Origin of the sequence: Paenibacillus sp. FSL F4-0243 (assembly GCF_037963295.1) — a bacterium.
Lineage (GTDB): Bacteria > Bacillota > Bacilli > Paenibacillales > Paenibacillaceae > Paenibacillus_AQ.
In genome coordinates this window covers 3,523,378-3,541,666 of the sequence record NZ_CP150151.1, presented here as the reverse complement: position 1 = coordinate 3,541,666, position 18,289 = coordinate 3,523,378, and the positions used below count along the sequence as shown (strand labels likewise).

Annotated in this window: 15 protein-coding genes; 3 read left to right on the top strand and 12 right to left on the bottom strand. The window is 40.8% G+C overall.

All coding sequences use genetic code 11. From position 1 onward, the window contains the following. The first annotated feature begins 47 nt into the window (after positions 1-47). Positions 48-605, top strand: coding sequence for a TetR/AcrR family transcriptional regulator (locus tag NSS87_RS15635; protein ID WP_076283751.1), 558 nt, complete (start codon positions 48-50; stop codon positions 603-605). Here the strand turns inward: NSS87_RS15635 and NSS87_RS15630 are convergent. Next, the gene (locus NSS87_RS15630) at positions 586-3,246 is read right to left on the bottom strand and encodes a family 78 glycoside hydrolase catalytic domain (protein WP_339241044.1); all 2,661 of its coding nucleotides are present in this window, start codon (positions 3,244-3,246) and stop codon (positions 586-588) included. The genes NSS87_RS15635 and NSS87_RS15630 overlap by 20 nt on opposite strands. 210 nt (positions 3,247-3,456) lie before the next feature. On the opposite strand from NSS87_RS15630, the gene NSS87_RS15625 reads away from it, so the two are divergent. After that, a complete protein-coding gene (locus NSS87_RS15625) occupies positions 3,457-4,335 on the top strand; it encodes an AraC family transcriptional regulator (RefSeq protein ID WP_339241042.1) in 879 nt (292 codons plus the stop codon). A gap of 53 nt (positions 4,336-4,388) precedes the next feature. Here the strand turns inward: NSS87_RS15625 and NSS87_RS15620 are convergent, their stop codons facing one another. The 8 genes from NSS87_RS15620 to NSS87_RS15585 form a co-directional block, all read right to left on the bottom strand. Next, positions 4,389-5,171, bottom strand: a complete 783-nt coding sequence (locus tag NSS87_RS15620; protein WP_042188384.1) for an ABC transporter ATP-binding protein — start codon at positions 5,169-5,171, stop codon at positions 4,389-4,391. A gap of 38 nt (positions 5,172-5,209) precedes the next feature. Further along, positions 5,210-5,896, bottom strand: a complete 687-nt coding sequence (locus NSS87_RS15615) for a FadR/GntR family transcriptional regulator (RefSeq protein ID WP_042188382.1) — start codon at positions 5,894-5,896, stop codon at positions 5,210-5,212. 164 nt (positions 5,897-6,060) lie between these two features. Further along, positions 6,061-6,438, bottom strand: coding sequence for a VOC family protein (locus NSS87_RS15610; protein WP_042188380.1), 378 nt, complete (start codon positions 6,436-6,438; stop codon positions 6,061-6,063). A 231-nt stretch (positions 6,439-6,669) separates the two neighbouring features. Beyond that, a complete protein-coding gene (gene ppsA, locus NSS87_RS15605) occupies positions 6,670-9,282 on the bottom strand; it encodes a phosphoenolpyruvate synthase (protein WP_339241036.1) in 2,613 nt (870 codons plus the stop codon). Positions 9,283-9,514: 232 nt separating this feature from the next. After that, positions 9,515-12,166, bottom strand: a complete 2,652-nt coding sequence (locus NSS87_RS15600; RefSeq protein ID WP_339241034.1) for a discoidin domain-containing protein — start codon at positions 12,164-12,166, stop codon at positions 9,515-9,517. A gap of 247 nt (positions 12,167-12,413) precedes the next feature. Continuing rightward, the gene (locus NSS87_RS15595) at positions 12,414-13,340 is read right to left on the bottom strand and encodes an aminoglycoside phosphotransferase family protein (RefSeq protein WP_339241032.1); all 927 of its coding nucleotides are present in this window, start codon (positions 13,338-13,340) and stop codon (positions 12,414-12,416) included. Positions 13,341-13,582: 242 nt separating this feature from the next. Further along, positions 13,583-13,915: a chaperone CsaA gene (csaA, locus tag NSS87_RS15590; RefSeq protein ID WP_339241030.1), complete on the bottom strand. Its 333-nt coding sequence runs from the start codon at positions 13,913-13,915 to the stop codon at positions 13,583-13,585. A gap of 42 nt (positions 13,916-13,957) precedes the next feature. Continuing rightward, the gene (locus NSS87_RS15585) at positions 13,958-14,866 is read right to left on the bottom strand and encodes a DMT family transporter (RefSeq protein ID WP_339241027.1); all 909 of its coding nucleotides are present in this window, start codon (positions 14,864-14,866) and stop codon (positions 13,958-13,960) included. 151 nt (positions 14,867-15,017) lie between these two features. Here NSS87_RS15585 and NSS87_RS15580 point away from each other — a divergent pair, with 151 nt between their 5' ends. After that, positions 15,018-15,959, top strand: a complete 942-nt coding sequence (locus NSS87_RS15580) for an AraC family transcriptional regulator (protein ID WP_042188375.1) — start codon at positions 15,018-15,020, stop codon at positions 15,957-15,959. A gap of 62 nt (positions 15,960-16,021) precedes the next feature. Here NSS87_RS15580 and NSS87_RS15575 read toward each other — a convergent pair whose 3' ends face one another. The 3 genes from NSS87_RS15575 to NSS87_RS15565 form a co-directional block, all read right to left on the bottom strand. Further along, the gene (locus tag NSS87_RS15575; RefSeq protein WP_042188373.1) at positions 16,022-16,501 is read right to left on the bottom strand and encodes a DUF6530 family protein; all 480 of its coding nucleotides are present in this window, start codon (positions 16,499-16,501) and stop codon (positions 16,022-16,024) included. A gap of 74 nt (positions 16,502-16,575) precedes the next feature. Beyond that, positions 16,576-16,935, bottom strand: coding sequence for a GIY-YIG nuclease family protein (locus NSS87_RS15570; RefSeq protein ID WP_339241022.1), 360 nt, complete (start codon positions 16,933-16,935; stop codon positions 16,576-16,578). Positions 16,936-16,988: 53 nt separating this feature from the next. Further along, positions 16,989-18,200 (bottom strand): MFS transporter, encoded by a 1,212-nt coding sequence (locus NSS87_RS15565; protein WP_339241020.1) that lies wholly within the window; start codon positions 18,198-18,200, stop codon positions 16,989-16,991. Between the last annotated feature and the right edge of the window lie 89 nt (positions 18,201-18,289).

Below are 18,289 nucleotides of genomic sequence, written 5' to 3'. Positions count from 1 at the left end.
ATTCTGTCCATTAGTTTTTAAAAATTTTTATAGGGGGTGAATCAACAATGAATCAACGTGAACGGTTAACCAAATTGCTGCTGAAGCAAAGCTTGATTCGTCTGCTCAAAGAAAAAAACATAAGCCAAATCAGCGTAAAAGAATTATGCGCTTCAGCAGGCATCAATCGCTCTACCTTTTATTTGCATTATGCAAATGCATACGATCTGCTTGAACATGTTGAGCAGGAGATTATTGATAACACAAATGCATATCTAGAAAAAATCGAAGCTAATGACAATGGCATCACTTATATATTGACCTTCTTAGACTACATCAAAAAGAATGATGATTTATTTGCCATCATGCTACTCAAATCAAATGAAAACGAGTTGTTTTCAAAACGTTTGCTTAATGAAGTACTGATGAATATTGACACTTTCCTTCAGCTTGACGTTCCCGAAAATATGAAGCGTTTTACTTACGCTTATTTGGTTAATGGAAGCTTAGCAATTATACAGGAATGGATATTAGAAAATTTCATTATATCAAGCGATGAATTGGCTCAACTTATTTTCTCTTTGGCGGATCATTCCTTATTAACGTTTAAGTCATCGGAAACTTGAAGTAATAGTCACCAGATCCAACTAGTAGTTTAAGGCCTTCTGACATTTGTTCCACACTGGATAGACCTATGACTTGTTCTATTGGTGTCCCAGACTCCAAAATACTGTCCTGATTCATCGTTGGAATAATAATCTCAGCTGTTGTATTGGATGGAATCAGCACTTGCATTTCTACTGAAGCTTCGTTCTGTTTTTTCCAAGTTACCTTGATCGTTCCATGGACAGATTCAAGCGAAGCATCAACCCACGTCAAATGTTCCCCGATCTGCGGCTGGATCCGTATTTTTTTATAGCCTGCTTCTAATAGTTCGATGCCACCGGCAGTGCGATAGAGCCAATCTCCAATAGCACCGTAAGCATAATGGTTATAGGAGTTCATATCATCGCTCCAGAACGAACCGTCCTGTTTTATTCCATCCCAATGTTCCCAAATGGTTGTAGCCCCTTGGATTACAGAATATAACCAGGAAGGATACTCTTTCTGCAGTACCAATTGGTAGGCTACATCCGTATAACCAAATCTAGAGAGGACTAGACACAGATAGGGAGTTCCTACAAAGCCGGTCGTTAGGTGCACTCCATTTTCTTCGATATGGTCGGCTAGCATCTTGGCCGTCCGATGACGATCCTTTTCCTCTAATAAGTCAAACATAAGGGCAAGTGTATACGCAGTTTGTGTCGGTGAGGCCACCCGACCATTTGGTGTTACGAACTCTTGGCGGAATGCCAGAACAATCTTCTCATGCAATGCTTCATATTTTAAGGCATCTTCGGGTTTTCCAATGACAGCCGCTGTCTTAGCTAGCAATTCCGTTGAATAAGCATAGAACGCGGTAGCGATCAACTCTTTTGGTGTTGCTCCGACGTAGCTGTTTTCTTTGGCATCCAGACCTAACCAATCTCCGAAGTGAGAACCTGTATTCCATAGATATTCGTCTTCACCTTGCGCCCGAATATACTCGACCCATGCTTTCATACTTGGATATTGCGTTTTCAGCACACGAATGTCCCCATAACATTGATAAAGCGTCCAAGGACAAATCACCGCGGCGTCTCCCCAAGCAGCAGAGCCGTATCCTGCCGCTGGCACATCGGGAATAACATGCGGAACTCTTCCGTCTCCTTCTTGATCTGCGGCCAAATCCTTTAGCCACTTTTCAAAGAACGGAACTACATTCATGTTGTAGGCAGATGTGCGAATAAAAACTTGAGCATCCCCCGTCCATCCCAATCTTTCGTCTCGTTGTGGGCAATCTGTCGGGATATCTAGAAAATTCCCCTTTTGCCCCCATAAGATGTTGTGCTGAAGCTGATTCAAGAGTTCATCTGAACAGTTGAAGTTTCCCGTTTGCTCCAAGTCCGTATGGATGACGCAGCCGATAAATTGTTCCAATAATTGATCTAGCGGTATGCCAGTCACTTTTACATAACGGAATCCTTGGAAGGATAAATACGGTTCAAACGTTTCTGCCTCCCCGCCATGGCATATATAAGTAACAGTCTGCTTTGCAGATCGTAAATTTCCGATGTAGAAATTCCCCTCGCGGTCCAACACCTCAGCATGTTCTAAAGTAATTAACGTTCCAGCTTCAGCATGAACCGTAAATCTTACCCATCCAACCATATTTTGTCCCATATCCAGCACATGTTCGCCTTTAGGTGTAGTAATGACTGCAATAGGCTTGATGGTTTCTATAACCCTGGTCGGTTCGTTTTCCTGAGCAACCAATGAAGTCTCTGGACGGTCCTTGAGAATAGTCTTTAGCCACTTTACATCCTCAAAACCGGGAGAAGACCAACCTTCTACCTCGAGCCTCGCATCATACGTTTCGCCATGATACAATTCTGACATCAAGAGTGGACCTGTAGAAGTACGCCAGTTGTCATCCGATACAATGATTTGTTCAGAACCATCAGATAATGTGACGTGCAGCTGGATAAGCACAGCACGATCCTCACCAAAGATGTCTTTCTTTCCTTCCCAAGCTAAATATCCTTTATACCACCCGTTTCCCACCATGCAACCAAGAGCGTTATTGCCAGCAGAAATCAAAGAAGTCACGTCATAGGTCTGATATTGAAGCCGTTTATTATAACTGGTCCAGCCAGGGTTAAATAACGTGTTATCTGCTGGTTTACCGTTTATATATAAGCGGTACATCCCAAGAGACGTTGCATACACACGCGCTGATACAACATTAGCAGGGATTGAAAATTCCGTACGAATATAGTCGCAAGGATCAGCCCCATTCTCTTGGTGATTCGGAGGTGCTGCTATCCATTTTGCCTGCCACTCATATACCGATAACAATGCCGTTTCCCAGTGCGCAGGTTCACTCCATTCTGAAACTATCCCATGATCGTCCCAAGCTCGAACCCTAAAGTAATACCGGGTGCGGGATTGCAAGGCGGGACCTTCGTATTCAATATGCACATTGCTATCCGACTCTACCTTTTCAGAATCCCATATGATTTTTGAAAAGAATTTGTGATCATTTGCGACTTGAACTTGATAGGCTGATTGGATAAATCCCCGTATTTCTGTGCTGATCCACCAACTAAGCCGCGGATGTAAATCATCAATCCCCAACGGATTCTTTCTATAGTTCACTTTAAGATTTGTAACTTCAAAATTGGACATATGTATCAACCTCCTATATTCATCCAGTAACCTGCCGGAACACTTTGAACTGTATTCATAGATCTTTGATCCGGCAGCTATTTCTATTGTATGAGTTGAGAGAATTTAGAATTGGGGGTATTTCAGACATTTTTATAGGTGGATCTAGACATTCATTCATTAGTTTCGTACGATATGTCTAGCCTTAGCAATTTGAAAGGGGCCACGATTATGAGTATCAGACGCAGCACTTTTGTCATGTCTGGAGATAGCTTTTTCGAGCCTGGTGTGCCAATTTATGTGAACAGGGCTTGCGAAACGTTCGAATTGAATGCGCATTCCCATGAGTTTATCGAAATTACTTATATCAGTGAAGGAGCAGGCGTTCACTACATTGACGATGAGGCTGTTCCTGTCGAGCACGGTACGTTATTTTTTATCCCCATTGGACGCAGTCATGTATTTCGACCTAAGACCCCGATGAAAGACCGCCCGCTCATCGTTTATAACTGTTTATTTCCAGTAGAGTATTTATCAGAACTTCAGGCTACCTTTCCTCACGCTACAGATATTTGTGAATTTTTCACAGACATGCAATTGCTATGGTACTCTATGAAAGATGTCAATGGCGCATACCATATAATGTTTCGTGAACTGTTTCGTGAATTCTCGGCAAAACCGCCAGGATATCTAGCTGTACTCGATGCTCTAGTCGTACAAATATTAACAGGCTTGTTTAGACATCGATTGCAGATTGTTGCGCCATCAGGGGATAAGCCGCAATGGATGGCAGTGGATGATGCGATTGCATTTATAAATTACAACTATGCCAATGGGCTTAAACTTAGTGATCTCGCCAGTAAAGCGAACCTTAGCGAACGGCAATTCAGTCGCCTTTTTCAGCATCAGACTGGAATGAGCTTTACAGATTATACGCAAAGTATTCGAATGGATGCTGCATGTCGTATGCTTTCAGGAGGTCATAGAAGTGTAAGTGAAATTGCCGCTGCAGTTGGATATGCTGATCTCAAATTTTTTCACCAAATATTTAAAAAAAAGATAGGAATGAGTCCCCGACAATATAGTAATTCTATTCGAAGTGAACACTAGCTTCTAACATTCAAGATAACAAAAGCTGCCTAGCAATTGCTAGGCAGCTTTTCCTACTTATCACCGGCAAGTGTAAGCCACTTGCGATTGTGATGCTCCTGAACTTCAACGGGGGTATCAAAGAAATCGCTCAACACATCCGACTGCAAGCAGTTTTCTGTCTCATCCCCTTTGTAGATTTCTCCGTTCTTCACCAGCAAAGTATGTGTAAAGCATGATGTTATCTCCTCGATATGATGCGTTACATACAGCAAAGTTGGTCCGTTCGGTTGCTTCGTAATCTTCTCAATCATTTGCAACAGCTGTTCTCGGGCAAAAATATCGAGTCCTGTGCAAGGCTCATCAAGGATCAATAGATCTGGATTGGCCATAAGTGCGCGTGCAATGAGGACCTTCTGACGCTGACCTTGCGACAAGGTATCGTATGTACGAGCGGCTAAGGAAGAGCAGTCTAGAAATTCCATCAGCTCCTCGGCTTGCTTTTGATCCTCTTCATTCGTCTTGTCATATAAACCGATAGTTGCGAATTTTCCGCTGAGGACGATGGTCAGCGCAGTCTGATGGCCGTATAGCTTCTGTTGCAGCGAGGTGCTGACCCAACCGATTCGCTTCCGTAACTCTCTAAGATCCACATCGCCAAAGCGGTGGTCTAGCACTTCGACTTGCCCAGTCGTCGGCCATATATAGCCGTTTACTACGTTCAGCATCGTCGTCTTGCCTGATCCGTTTAGTCCGACGATACACCAGTGTTGCCCTTGTTTCACTTCCCAATTCATATCGCGTAAGATCATTGTTGTATCACGTTGCCATGATACATTTTTGAGTGATATAATCATGCCCAAATTCCTCCTCTACATGAATGTCTATATTGAACTTAAAGCTCAGAAAGTGTTCCATTTAAAATTTTGAGCGTCGATTGTACTGCTTGATCTGAATCCCCATTTTTAATAGATTCATATACTTGTTCATGGTAATCGGATTGAGGATCATGGGAACTATAATTACGGTTTAATTTACTCATTGCATCTGACAAAATATGAGTAAACGTTCTATATAAGTCAATGATTACAGCGTTTTTACTTGCCATTGCTACAGCCATGTGGAATTCTATATCCGATTTGGCATACAGTTCACGATCATTCTGCTTTAGAGCCATATCTCTTGTATCCAAATGTTTTCGCATGTTGAATAAGTCAGTGTCATCATGCCGTAGAGCTGCTAATCTTGCGATTTCTAATTCAATCATTTTTCGAGCTTCAAAGACCTCAATCAATTCTGCACGAAGTAAACGATGGGTAAGTGGTTCTTGAATAATAGGACTGGATTTTAAGTAAGTTCCAAAACCCTGCTTTTTCTCCAATAGACCAGCATGAACTAACACACGGACTGCTTCTCTTATCGTTGATCGCCCTACATTAAATAATTTCATTAATTCAGGTTCTGGAGGTAATTTGTCTCCTGGCAGGATTGTTCCTGTTGAAATTTTTTGTTGTATTTGATTAACAACATCGTCCACTAACTTAGTGGCTTGAACGGGTTGGAACGACCCCTTTTCAAACATCTGATCATCTCCTCTTTTTGCAGAATAACATGATATTCTTTACTTAACAAGTAAGATTTTGAAGTTTATAACGGTCATAATGGGAATAAAAAAGCAGCTAATCATTTTGATTAGCTGCTGACGTAATTTATTTAACTATCCCCTTATTGCATGTTCACTCAATTTTATTGCCCTTTTTCCATTACCGCAAAGTAGTTATTTTCACCGTCTGCGAAATTGAATACTCTTCCACCGGGAATTTCTACAATATCTCCAACCGTAACATTTTTGTCCTTCAACTCTCGATTCAATTGATCAAAATTATCCGAAAAGAACATTAAAGAAGGTGTTCCGAGATTCATTTCAGGATTCATTTGGGCAACCAACTCTTTATTATGAAGAACAATACTAGTCGCTGCACCTTTCGGAGCAAGCTCGATAAATCTCATAGGGCCATTTGTTTCGTCTAAAATCACCTCAAATCCTAGCTTTTCTGTCCAGAATTTTTTGGATTCCTCTTGGTTATTTACATATAACATAATTTGTCCAATTTTATTAATCATAAGTTATACTCTCCTTCTTAGTCGGGATAATTTATTGCTTTTACAATATACCTCATGAAGAATATTCACGTCAAGGAATATTAATTCGAACTCCCCTTTTGCAAATATAAGTTGGCTTTGTTTCCGGAGGTTGTCCATATCCCCATATTATTTACTTTCTTTTCCTACATTAAACCGAATTTCAGACCAGCGAAAGAGAACATCGATAATTATTTTTATTTTTAAATACCTCTACAATATTTCAATATAACCTTCTGTTCCATTCACACGAATTCGTTGCCCGTCTTTTATCAGCTTGGTGGCATTTTCCACTCCGACAACTGCTGGCAAGCCATATTCACGAGCGATAACGGCTCCATGGGTCATCAGTCCGCCAACTTCGGTGACCAGGCCTTTAATAGATACAAACAATGATGTCCAGCCAGGGTCAGTAAAGGCGGTGACTAATATATCGCCAACTTCCAGATCTGCCTCTTCCATGTTTAAGATGACACGAGCTCGTCCCTCTATTACTCCGGTAGAAACAGGGAGACCTATAATCGCGTTGTCTGGCAGATTTTCTCGTTTGTATTCACCTGTAATAATTTCACCATCAGATGTGATTACACGTGGCGGAGTAAGTTTTTCAAAAAAATTGTAATCGTCTTTTCGTTTACTGATGATCTGATCATCCAGTTTATTTGTGCGTACGACTTCGTGAAGTTCTTCAAAAGTGAGATAGAATATATCTTCTTTTTCATGAATAACGCTAGCTTGTACAAGTTGTTCGGCTTCTTTCAGCAAAGCCTGCTTATAAATGAAGTAGCGGTTAATCATTCCGTATTTTGGATATTCACGGTAACCTATATAATTCCGGATAAAACTGATTACTCGTTTTGTCTCTTCAGCTTTTAGTTCTCCATCCGGTAATTGCTTCAATCGATCTAATAACTCTTGTTCTTTTTCTAAAGCCTCCTGTCGGCCTTGCTCAAATTTTCGATTTCCAGCATTAGGCTCAAAGTTTTTGATATTACTGAGAATCATGGGGACAAGTGTAATCGGTTTTTCACTCCAACGAGTTCTCGAAATATCGATTTCACCGGCACATCGCATTCCGAATTTGTTGAGATAAGCATAGAATGCGTCTTGAGTTGCTTGTCCACCATCAAACTTAACCAGTTTATCCAAAAAAACATCATCTTTTACATGTTGTAAATAATCAACTATTTCCGGGTAAGGACGAATCACATCTGCAACATCCAAAAGCGCCAGACCCATTTCTGAGGTAATGTTGTTTGGTACAGATTGAGAAAGCATATCTGCTGCGTTTTTTTCACCTAACCACTCGTACATTTTTTCATTAATCCATGACGAAGCGTTCATAGCAGTCATAAAAACCTTTGTACTTTGTGGGTCAGATAAGAACTTCTTTAATTCCTGGAGATCTTCAAGAATAAAATCAAATAGATCTGCTCCTGATTTCGTTCGGATGTTTTGTCTTAATTCTTCTATCGACGTTTGACTGTTCTTAATCAAATCAGAAACGATTGCCGGATCATTTTCGATTAATGCTTGAAAACCTTCTGACGAACTATCTTTACTGCTATTAACGGGACTCTGTTCTTTTCTATCATCTGGTAACGATTTTATATATTCTCGTTCTATTAGGGTCATAAATGCGTCTTTTATGAGCGGATCGGATTTCCCAAGGGTATTTATGAAATTTTCTCTGCTGACAGGTGAAGCCAGCATATGTGTAACATCAACAAACAACCTTCCACCGGCCTTACGCATGGGTGCAGGAGTGATTAACAGGTAAAAAGACAATCCTAGTGGTTTCATGGGATCCGTCATCATTTGTTGATGACCGACAGATACGTAAACGTGATTTTCTTGATCATTTACTTCAGGGATCGGGTATAAAGTAGTGATTGGCCGACTCTGAACAATATAAAAAGTATCATGATCCAAACACCATTCGATATCTTGTGGACAACCAAAATAAGCTTCAATCTCTCTACCTAAACGTGCCAGTTGTAAAATTTGTTGTTCGGAAAGGGTTTGAGTCTTTTGCTGATCGAGATCGATTTTCAGGGTCTCTGTTCCACCTTCTTTTAATCCATAGATAGCCAATTTTTTGGTTGCTATCATCATATCGACGATTTCCTCTTCCTGTACTTTATAACAATCGGCAGATACCAAGCCAGAGACCAGAGCTTCGCCGAGCCCAAAACTGGCATTAATAGATAGCAGCTTTCGATTAGAAGTCATCGGATCAGCAGTGAATAAAATCCCTGAAGCCTGAGGGGAAACCATCTTTTGCACGATAACAGATAAATATACCTGTCTGTGATTAAATCCATTTTGCATGCGGTAGATTACCGCGCGATCCGTAAATAGAGATGCCCAGCATTTGCTGATGTGCTGCATGATTGCTTCTCTTCCGATGATATTTAAATAGGTGTCCTGTTGACCGGCAAATGAGGCATGTGGTAAATCTTCAGCAGTTGCACTAGAGCGTACTGCATAAGCCTGTTCTTCACCAAGTTGTGAGAGATAGTGAGTAACTGCTGTCACAACATCGGAAGGAATTTCTACTTCCATGAGGAGTTGTCGAAGCTTCTTACTGATTTCACCAATTTGCTCTCGATCGTCTACGTTTAATATGGATAGTTGATCCAATAAAATATGATACTTTTCGTTCTTTTCGATGGCTTTTTGGTAGCCCACTGTTGTAACACAAAATCCTTCTGGTACTTTTATTCCTTCGATAGTTGATAATCGCCCTAAATTCAACCCTTTTCCGCCCACGAGCAAAAGCTGTGTGGTTTCTATTTCCTGAAAACCAAGAACCAATGAATGCATACAAAATCTCTCCTAACCATTAAAATGAGAAAAAATTTGACAAGAGTTTAGCTGCATGGTATCTTATAAATATAAGATGCATTATCTATGCCTTTATATTTTTAAAAGTCGTGATCCGATTATATCATCGTGTCTTTTTATATGCAATATAAAAGAACCTGAAAGCTATTCAGGTTCTTTTTTTGTGTTTCCCGCTATTATTTGTTATTCAAAAACCATGGTTCGAACCGAACTACAACCCATAGACTTCAAACTCATAAATTCGTGCTGCTGTATCGGCTCCTTGGGTTGGCTTAAGAGTTATTAATTTTACATAGCGAGCTTTCACCAAAGCAATCGCGTCTGTCGACTCAGCTGCCGAGTTTCCTTGCACGTTTACAACATCCGTCCAGTTCGTTCCGTCGTTACTCACCTGAATGGTATAATCGCTTGTATTAAACCCGGACCATTCTCCTCCACTCTGAGCATGCTTGATGATAAAAGTGCTGATTTGATGTTCGGCTCCTAGATCGACTTGTAGCCAATGAGGCAGATTTCCAAGTGCACACCACTTGCTATTATCCGTCACTTTACCGTCAACTGCGTTTGGCGCGCCTTCCTTGTCTCCGCATGCATGATCGGCTGTTGCAGGTTTTCCAAGTGCTAAATTCTTCACCGCACCAGCTTCCTTACTCACTGTAATTAGCGCCTTTTTCATAATTGTGTCTTGGCCCGAACTGTTGGTTGCAGTTAGTGATACGTTATATATGCCCTCCTGATTGAACATTACAACCGGGTTCTTCGATGTGCTGACAGCTGGGCTACCGCTTTCGAAGCTCCATGACCATTCTTCTGTCACTTCGGTCGACAGGTCGGTGAAGTTTACGCTCTCACCTGGAGCTACCAAGGTCCGATCTGCCTTGAACTCTGCAATCGGCTTCGGATAAGCTGGCCAGCTGATCTTCGCGCTGGAGGCCTGACCTTGCTCGTATCTTCCATTGATTGCAACGACCTTTAATGCTGTTAGTGTTTCTTTGTCTATTCTTCTCATCTCAGGAACGTAAAACACATGATTTGGCGTTGCGCCCAATAAAACCTCACTACCATCTGGAAGTACTCTATAGATTTCGTATTGCTTCACCTGCTGATCAAGTGCTTTCCACTCCAATCTAGCATCTCCATAAATTCCATCGCGGAAATCGGATTGAGTAACCTTCAGATCGCGAACCGCCGGCAGCGTTTTGATCGGGTCGTTGGCATTTTGGATGGAGAGCTGGCCAATTTGAATACTATAATTACTAATCGTATCCTTGGAATCAAAATAAAGTGATACTGCTACGATTCGTTTCCCTTTGTATGGGGTCAAATTCAAAGTTTCGGTAGTCCAGCCTGGTGCTGTCTTATCCTTCACATTAAGAAAGATAAATTGGTCTGGTTGGTCTGCAAAAGCAAGACCTACCTTCAAGCTAGGCTTGTTCAGCGTTTTATAAGTAACCGATAGCTTTGTGCTTGCTTCGATTTTAAGGTCTGTCTTGTATAGCTTCAGATGCGTTGCATTGTTATGGCTCAGATCACCTGAAATCTTCAGCGAACTGCCACCGTAATACGCATCTGACCAATCGAGCTCTGGAGTAAGTGAAGTTCCTTTGCTGTCTGCGATCCAGCGCCATGTTGGCAGGATATCCTGCAGGCTCCGGTTATTCCATCCCTTATCTCGTACCTGCTGCCCTCGGACATAATATTTCTGCCCGCTTCCTGTATTGAAATTGGTGATGAAAGGTAGCTTATTTACAGGGGATGATTCTGCCACATTGTTCGCGATTCCTTTCCAGGCCTGATCGCTCACGGTGTTACCCGGATTCCCGTTTGGCCCCACCCAGAATTTGTTCTCGCGTGCGAAGAAATCCTCCATGCTTTCTGCGCTGTTGAAAGACCAGTCTGGACGGTAGATACCAAGGGAAGTGACGGCAGGTTGACCATCCGGAAACAGCAGATTCCAGTTCACATTCGTATCGTAGCCCTTGGCTTCAACATCTATCCCTGCATACAGGTCATACGGACTTCTATCTAAACTTTTGGCCTTCTCTGCCGAGCTTTTAAGATCTTTCCACCAGAAGTTCAGGAACATATTGTCTGTTATTTTCTTATTATTGTCTTGCAGGAACATTGCATTCTTGTCATTTAGCGCATTTTGCCAACTGATACTGCCCTCCTTGGTCATGGAGTCGTACCATACGATTTGCATAGATGCAGATTTGTGCGATTCTAGATAACTTAAGAAAGCTTTCATTTTCTGGGCATCAGCTGGTGTTCCACCTTCAGTCTCCTGGTTAATAAACCAGCCGTCAAATCCGTAATACTTCGCAACCTGGATCAGCTTATCTGCGGCAGGAAAGGAACCGTCGCTGTTCTGCTGAAGCATTTGCTTCACCCATTCAAATTTCCCTCCATAAACAGTTGGCGGGAAGAACACCGTTCCGACGATCGGTACCCCATTTTTATGTGCTGCGTCGATCGTATCAGCGCTTGGTGGTACGATAATTCCTTCACCGGCAGATCCGCCCCAATAGACCAGCTTGTCAACATATTGCCAATAAGTAAACGTATTAGCTCCAAATTTGTCTGATCCCTGTGATGGCACACCACTTGTTCCCGAGTTCAGTGCTGATAAAGCCATAACTTTTGGCGCTTTTGTCGCATGAGCATTGACTCCATCTGTCACAAAGCGGTCTTGCAACGGAATTGTACTTCGGTTGAATATCGCATCCGGGTCGGATGCAGGACTCCACTGAAGCAATTGCTCTGGAAACCAGTAGGATGAATAAGGCTGTTTAGCGAACGCAGTAGTGGATAATGCTACGCACATCACAAATAAGAATATAAAACCTGCACCAATCTTTTTCATGCCGTACTCCTCCAATCGATTATTTTATGGTTGCGCTTACATTTTATCAAGTTGGACAAAGCTCTAGATAGTGGATTAATGACAAGTCCAGGTGCAAATATTACAGATTGTAAACCTGAAGCTAGTATCAGACAGCACTCCATAAATAAAAGAGCCCTCATTTAAACAAATGGGGGCTCTCAATCTTTTTATGTCATTTAGAATCAATACTGGACTTGTTTGGGATTTCAAGTTATGTATCCTGACGTTAAGCATTCAGGTTTAAAAGAAATTGCCGTGTGTTCTGATAAGCATCGTTCCATCCCATTTTAGCATAGAAGCGTAGTCCGTCGAGCCCCTTGAAATAATAAGCTCCCATTAGTCGCTCTTTAAAATAAGGTATCTTTATGCTGGCTTTCTCTTGATTGATTTGATATGTCTTAATGACATCACTCCACGGCATATGCCGATCGAGAATCGCAAGGTCTATGAGAGAATCACCGTACATGCAATTCCCATCGATGATGCCGGTAATTCGTGTTCCATCGGACAAAATATTCCACTGTTGAAAATCTCCGTGTATAAAGCTTCTGTACGATTCATTATAGGGTACGTAGTCCATCAACCGACCGTATATTTCTTCATATACATCTCTCTCCAAGCAAGAAGTACGGAAGAGATCATGCCAGTCCTCCCAGAACGTTCCCCTTTGATCCTCCGCATTTACGGCAACGACGAAGTCTTTCCATGATACATAGGATCCGTTGCCATCAGCAGTGATCCACCCATAGCCGTTAGTTGACCCAATATCTGCTTCAGCCATTTTTTTCAAAATACCAATAATCTCAGGCAACTGATGAGTTTGTTCCTCTGCTGTGAAATCGGATAGATTCCGTCCTTCCATTCGTTCCATGATTAAATAGGTTAACTGTTTAATTCTCCCTAACGCCAAACATTTGGGGAAAGGGATGTTTTGACCTGAGAGCAAATGGGATACATAGTGTTCCGTTTCATATGCTCCTTCCAGATCACTGAATTTCACAACATACCCCTTCCCTCCGTGGTTGAATGAAAACACATTACTTATGTTGCCACCAGAAAGCGGTTTAATCTCAGTCGAACCAGGCCCAAGATGATTTTCTAATAGTTTTTCAATTTCACTTATGGCCAATCTCGGTTTCTCATACGTCACCATTGCTTCAACTCCTATAAATCGATTAGTCTCGGATCTGTATCCTTTGAGGACTACTTCGGAATTTTCTTAACCTTTCGTTTCAAATACGATCAATTTATGTACAGCTTACCAGATAGTATTGATAAACTGGATAGTAAAAACAATTATAATTGAATTATCCGCAACTGAGCATTTTTGAACAGAGGGGACATTTTTAGGGGACCAACTAGTTAAGTATTTGACTTAATTATATTTCAGGAAAATCATCCAATAGGTGTTCCATTAGGCAGTTTCATATCTGGCTTCAATAGAATTACGTCACCCTTTTCAGGTACACCTCCAAGGACTAATACCTCTGAATTAAAGCCTGCAATTCGTCGAGGAGGAAAATTGACCACCGCAATTACTTGTTCTCCGATGATATTTTCAGCCACATATCTTCTAGTAATTTGTGCACTTGATTTCTTTATTCCGATCTCTTCTCCAAAATCAATCTCAAGCTTGATCGCAGGAACTTTTGCTTCGGCGAAGAATTCAGAGTTAATTATTGTTCCAACACGAATATCCAATTTCAAAAAATCATCAATAGTAGCCATATAGCATTCTCCCTTTAAATAATATTTTCTTAATTTATTTGCTTATTTACTTTGATTTTGATATTTAACAGTAGTGTAATTGAAGGCTTTTACCCAGAAATACATCCCCATGCCGAGTAGAGTCATCATCCCTCCTATAAATTGAAAGCTAGTGATTGTTTCTCCCAAGAATAGATAAGCAAGTATTATGGCGAGAACAGGCTCACCAATAATCCCTACAGAAATAGTAGTTGCACCTAAAGATTTCAATAACATATTAATAATAGATTGTCCCAAAATAGTTGGGATTAATGCGAGTAAAAAGAAATAGATCCAGTCCGAAGAGTTATAATCTATCAAAGAGAAATGGTTTGACAAATTGTAGATTAACAAGACGCTTCCGCCAAGGAAAAAAACAATAACACTGTATAAACTTGCTCCTATTTTATGACTTACTTTTTGTCCTGCCAGCATATACGCTGATACAAAAACGGTTCCTAATAATGATAAGCCATCCCCTATTAACGCCACTTTAGAAACTCCAAAGTCTCCCCAAGCGATAACTATTGAACCCAGAAGTGCAATCACTAAACAAAGAATGTTTACCACATTTACCCGTTCTCTGAAGATGAAGTATGAACCAATCATTACAAATAAAGGCTGCAATGATAATATCACCATAGAGCTTGCAACTGAAGTATAAACTAAAGACTCCATCCAAAATAAGAAGTGTAATCCAAGAAAGAGACCCGCTAAGAAAACAATACTCCAGTCTTTTTTACTCATCTCCAGACAGCTAAACTTTTTCCATGATACAAAAGGAAGCAATAAAATTACAGAAGCAAACAATCTATACATGCCGGCTACAGAGGTGGGAGTATTTGAAAATTTTATCATGATGGAAGAGATCGAAATAGATAAAATACTAATAAAAAGCAAAATGTACGGATATGACGGTTTATTTGATTTCACATATAATCCTCCAAAATGTTCTATCTACTTCCTGTGCACAGAGTGATAAAATCAAGATTGGATATAATAATATCATCATCATTGTTTAAATTGTGTCATTATATCGTTGTATTATATATAAATATCATCATTTTAGAAGGGACGTCATTAGATGTCAAAACTGCTGCACGAGAACATTCTTTTTCCTGATGCTTCATTTCCATACATTATGTACACAGCTAACTCTCGGAAAATTATCCCTGAAGGACGAGGATTTAATGACTTACATTGGCACGAAGAACTTCAGATCACTTTGGTTACTCAAGGTAAACTAGTTATACAAGTGAATGGTATTGATTATGAATTGAAAAATGGCCAAGCCATTTTCATCAATAAAGGTGCCCTTCATGTTACGACGCACCTGACTCCTGACGGTCAGTATGTGAGTTTCAATTTTCCTGAAAAGCTGTTGGTCTTTTATGCAGATAGTGCTATGGAAAAAAATTATGTATCACCTTATACGAACTCTTCCTTACTGTCTCTAGTAATTAAAGGAGATGCTGAATGGCAAAGAGATGTACTAAACATGCTTTTGGAGCTGAAGAATAGATTTGATATGCCAAAGAAATGGGGATGGGAATATGAGGTTTCTATCAGAACCGTACAACTCTGGTTAACCTTGATATCTAATATTTCTCTCTCCTTTGAGGACACAGCTAAATACGTAAAAAGGCAGCAAGAACGACTTCAACTCATGCTTTCTTTCATCCATCAGCACTACGCAACTAATATAACTTTGCAAGATATTTCTGATGCTGCTCATTTAAGTGTTTCAGAATGTACCCGTAGTTTCAAAAAGACCCTTCATATCACACCGTATGAATATTTAATAAAGTACCGGATTAAGAAAAGTATGGAGCTATTAATTTCAACTGATTATACAGTAACTGAAATTGCCCATAGAGTTGGTTTTAATCATGTTAACAACTTCATTCAGTCCTTTAAAAAACATCAAACAAGAACACCTAAAGATTTCCGGAAATTAAGAAATGAAATCAAAATCCAAGATACTTTGCCAATAGACACTCCTGGACGGGGGCCGGAATTGTTTTAAACTATATAAAAAAAGTGGCAGTCACGAAGGCTTTTTTGCCCTGTTTGACTACCACTCACTGTTTAATATCCCATATCCTTTAATATTTTGGATAACGTGCTCAGACGCTCACCGATCATTTCATCGTCATCGCTAAGAGCTTGATTAAATAGCTTAATATCTTCATTAATTCGCTCATTATCTGTACATACCGCTACAGTCATCGCATCCCCTTGCAAGCCAACTCTGTCGATGACGGGCTGCTCCGGGTCATATAAATTCTCATATCGATACGCTTCGCGGAAATGTTCTAACGACCGGCAAATTAGAATGGACAAATCAAGCACGCGATGAAGAGGCAGTTCCTCTGATTGTCTGGACCATTTTTCCCCGGTATATCTCCATACCTTAGCAGAAATATCGACCTTTCCTCGATCATTCCACTGCGCCAATCCTAAGGAAAGACCTTTCGCATCTGTGTTTCCAGCCATTCGGCCGTCAACCTTCTCATAATTCTCCGATACGACAACAGGCTTATGTTTTAAAGTTGTAGGTATTTTCATGTTTTTTTCTTCCTTCCAGTTACTATTTTACTAATTTACTAAACGACGGTTTCATCTTATCTTGGATTTCATCGTTAGTCAATTCGTGGTTTGTTATAACCTTTATCTCCGTAGGGATGTAACTTCTCTAACCATGGCTTTAAGATTTTCTTCCGTTCCCAGCGCATATCAGTTACCTTATCTATCTCCTTCTGTTCTAGTACCTCATAAGTGAACGCATCCGCACCGAATTCTTTCCAATCCTTCTGGAGCTGGGTATTTGCAAATCTCCCTGAATCCAACTGCATTTGCAGGGTAAGCCATTTGTTTTTCAAATTAGGATAGCTGTCGATAAATATTTTGCCGTTGATTTGGTTTTTGATTTGAGCAACACCCATATAAATCTTAATCTGTTTGTACTCCTCGATCAGCTCTTTGCGTTTATTCATATCCATATCTTTCTCTCCTTATCTTAGATAATAAATTCATGGAAATTGTAGTTGGATTTTCATTTTCCCAGCGATTCCAGCTCCACATTACTTCTTATCTTAACCACAATAGGAAGCAGAAAAAGCGCACCGATAATCACAAATACACCACTCGCCATAAATACGCCCATCAAGGAGAACGTATCCTTAAGGTAGCCGGAAATGAACATGCCAACCACCATCATTCCCATAAAAATAGGCATGATTGCTCCTGAAACTCGGCCAATAAAGGCCCCTTCGGTATTTCGCACAAGAAGTGTCTGAATCCCTCCTTGAATGCAAGGGTAAAACAAACCACTGATCACCAAGAAAATAATCGTCAGCCAAATTTGCTTAGAAGCTCCCATTCCAACCGTACAGACGGCATTGACAAGTAAGCCTATCAAAAGCAATAGCTGTGGCCTTACTTTTTTGGCTATCCCGATTATTGCAGCTCCGCCTACTAACATGGCTACCCCACTAGCCATCACAAGCCACTGAAGAAATTGTTTGTCCTTACCTAAATTCTCGATGACAAGAAAAATCTGAAGCGGCTGAGTTAGCCCTGATGCCAATCCCACCGCCGAGAAAGTTAAACTAAGTTTTCTTAAGGGTTTACTCGATCCGATGTAACGCAAGCCAGCCGTTAACTCTTTGATGAAGCCGCTGGCTTTACCTGACTTCGGTTCTTCTTCATCCCGAGGAAGGGAAGACAATATAAGCGAAGAGCCCAGAAACATAACGGCTGTCAGGATCAGAGATACGTGAATTCCAAACTTAATAAAAATAAACGTACCAATAACGGGTCCCAAAACCGTAAAGACAGCGACAAGGGTTTGGGACATCGCCATAACGCCTTGCAGCTGTTCAGCTGGCACATGTCTCTTGTACAGTTTCATCGCCGAAGGCTGAGAAAATTGAGATAAGCTGGCAGATACAAAAGATCCGATAAGAAGCGCAATCCATTCGCCATTCATGACCGCAATCAGCACCACCCCGACGGACAAGCCAGATAACAAATCGCTCCATACCATGGTTCTCTTCGGCCGCCATCGGTCGGCAAAGGTCCCACCAATAAGACCAAAAAGAAAGATCGGTGCAAATTCGGCAACTGATATCAGAGATACATCTACCGGATTATTATTCGTCAATTCAGATACATAAAGAAGGACGGCATAATTCCGGATCCATATTCCGAGCTGCAATAACACACGGGAGAGGATAATTGTTCGAACATAACGATTAGAAAACATTTTAATTCCCCATATCCTTTACTATTTTTTACACCTTCTCAAAACTCTCCAACATGACAACATGATTATGTTTAAACGTTGTTGGTATT